This is a genomic window from Spiroplasma endosymbiont of Megaselia nigra (genome assembly GCF_003987485.1).
Classification (GTDB): Bacteria; Bacillota_I; Bacilli_A; order Mycoplasmatales; family Mycoplasmataceae; genus Spiroplasma.
In genome coordinates this window covers 1-2,249 of sequence record NZ_RCOO01000173.1, presented here as the reverse complement: position 1 = coordinate 2,249, position 2,249 = coordinate 1, and the positions used below count along the sequence as shown (strand labels likewise).

At 27.1% G+C, this 2,249-nt stretch carries 3 protein-coding genes and 1 pseudogene; 2 read left to right on the top strand and 2 right to left on the bottom strand.

All coding sequences use genetic code 4. From position 1 onward, the window contains the following. Window positions 1–242, top strand: a pseudogene (locus D9R21_RS05815) (integrase core domain-containing protein); the annotation flags it as partial. A gap of 79 nt (window positions 243–321) precedes the next feature. Here D9R21_RS05815 and D9R21_RS05810 read toward each other — a convergent pair. Then, window positions 322–1,125: an SDR family NAD(P)-dependent oxidoreductase gene (locus D9R21_RS05810; protein WP_126821461.1), complete on the bottom strand. Its 804-nt coding sequence runs from the start codon at window positions 1,123–1,125 to the stop codon at window positions 322–324. Further along, window positions 1,109–1,819 (bottom strand): CDP-diacylglycerol--glycerol-3-phosphate 3-phosphatidyltransferase, encoded by a 711-nt coding sequence (pgsA, locus tag D9R21_RS05805; protein WP_126821460.1) that lies wholly within the window; start codon window positions 1,817–1,819, stop codon window positions 1,109–1,111. Before pgsA ends, D9R21_RS05810 begins: the two co-directional genes overlap by 17 nt. Window positions 1,820–1,928: 109 nt before the next feature. On the opposite strand from pgsA, the gene D9R21_RS05800 reads away from it, so the two are divergent. Beyond that, window positions 1,929–2,072, top strand: a complete 144-nt coding sequence (locus D9R21_RS05800; RefSeq protein ID WP_241568804.1) for a CinA family protein — start codon at window positions 1,929–1,931, stop codon at window positions 2,070–2,072. The last annotated feature ends 177 nt before the right edge of the window (window positions 2,073–2,249 follow it).

Here is a 2,249-nt window from a genome sequence, read left to right as displayed (position 1 = left end):
CCGCTATTTATCACTATAAATGTGTCTCTAACGGTATTATAATTTCAATGGGTAAAAAATACCACTGTGCAGATAATATTGTTATAGAAAGTTTTCATTCATTACTTAAGAAAGCTACAATCCATAATAAAATATATAATTCACATGAAGAATATATACAAGATGTTATAAAATGAAATACATGATATTCAAATCGTAAAGAAAAAGATATAATAAAAAAAATAGTAAATACTTTTTATTAGTACTTACTAAAATGGGTGCAGTCTATCAGATAAAGAACATGAAATATAAAAAATAAAAACAACAACATTGTTGTTGTTTTTATTTTCGTTTTCTTTGATAATTGTAAACCGATGTTAATACTCAATTTTGGGGACTTCATTTTGTTAATTTTTTTACAATTTTATTAACACTACCTGTTACAATATAATTTTTTCTTTTTACTTTTAATCCTTTTAGTAAACTTTTTCGAGCATAAGTAGATGTCTTCATAACTTTCACTGTTGAATGATATTTTGCATCTTTCTGGTTACTACTTCGATTTCAGAAATCAGTTTTTAACGGTCCTGGACATAAGGTAATAACTCGAACTGGTGATTTTGTTTTTTTCAATTCCGTATTAATCGCCACTCCCAAACTTCAGACATAAGCTTTTGAAGCATAATAACTAGCAAAAACTGGGGCTGGCGTAAATGCCGCTAAACTACCAATGTTTAAAACACGTCCTTGTTGTTGCGCTATAAAACGTTGTACAAATAATTTTGTTAAAATATGGAGCGCTTTAATATTTAAATCAATCATATTCATTTCTTGCTCTAAACTAAATTCATTAAAATAACCTCATACACCATATCCAGCATTATTAATTAAAATTGTTACATTATCTTTTGCAACATCATTAAATAATTTTTCACAATTTTCTAAATTACTTAAATCATAATTAATCATTTTAATTGTTTGTGTTGGATATTTTTGTTGTAAAGCAGTAACAGGGGTTGTATCACGAGCAACAGCAACAACATTATAACCAAGTTTTAATAATTCTTCGCAATAACAATATCCTAATCCTTTACTAGCACCAGTAACAACAGCTCATTCTAAACTATTACTATTTGTTTTTTTCATTATTTTCTTGTCCATTTTCTAATTTTGTTTTTTTAATAACTGTCATATCAAATAATGTTTTACGATTTAAGAAAATATAATTTCCTGCTGCCGCTAATGATAATACCGTTGTTAAATACATTGGAATCATAATAATTTGGTTTACTCAACCAAATTCATCTCATTGGCCTGTTTTTAAAGAATGACCATTAAACATACGAAAACCAATAAAAAATAAAATTGTCATTCCAAACATCTCCATTGCTGCTCGCACACGTCCTAATTGATTAGCAGCCATCACCACTTTTTGTGTTGCTAAAATTTGGCGAACAACATCAATTACAAAATCGCGAGCAATTAACAATACAACCATTCAAACTGGAATAATGTTTGCACAAGCAAAGACAATTAAAACAGTATTTGTTAGTAATTTATCGGCGATTGAATCAAAAAATTTGCCAAATGTTGTGACTTGATTGTAGCGACGAGCAATAAAACCATCTAATAAGTCAGTTAAGCTAGCAATAATAAATAAAATCCCGGCAATTAAATAACTAATTGGTAATGAATAAGTAACATTATCTCCTTTAATTGTTAATCATTGATCTCATCCATTATATAAGGAACTATTTTCAAATGGAACAATTACCATTAAAGCAATAATAACTGGGATTAAAAAAATCCGAATTAATGTAATACGATTGGCTCAATTCATTTTAAGTCCTCTTTTCTAAAAATATCTTATCCTTGATATGTTAATATTACTTACATATTATATTAATAAATGTATAATATTAAAGAAAGTTTATGAAGTGAGGGGAAAAATGATTAAAGAACTAGTACAATTACTTCAACAAAAACAAATGACAATTGCAGCATATGAATCAATAACAGGAGGTCTTTTTAGTCATTATATAACTAATGTTCCAAATGTTAGTCATGTTTTTTTAGGCAGTCTTGCATTTTAGAGTGCACTCCAAAAAGTAAGTATTAGTAAAAAAGGTTTATAAACTTTTATTTATTATATCCTTTTCTTTTCGGCTTGAATATCATTTATTTCATTTTTTAACATCATTAATATATTCGTCATGCGATAAGTAAATATTGTTATGAATTGTTGCTTTTTTTAATAAAGAATGAAAACT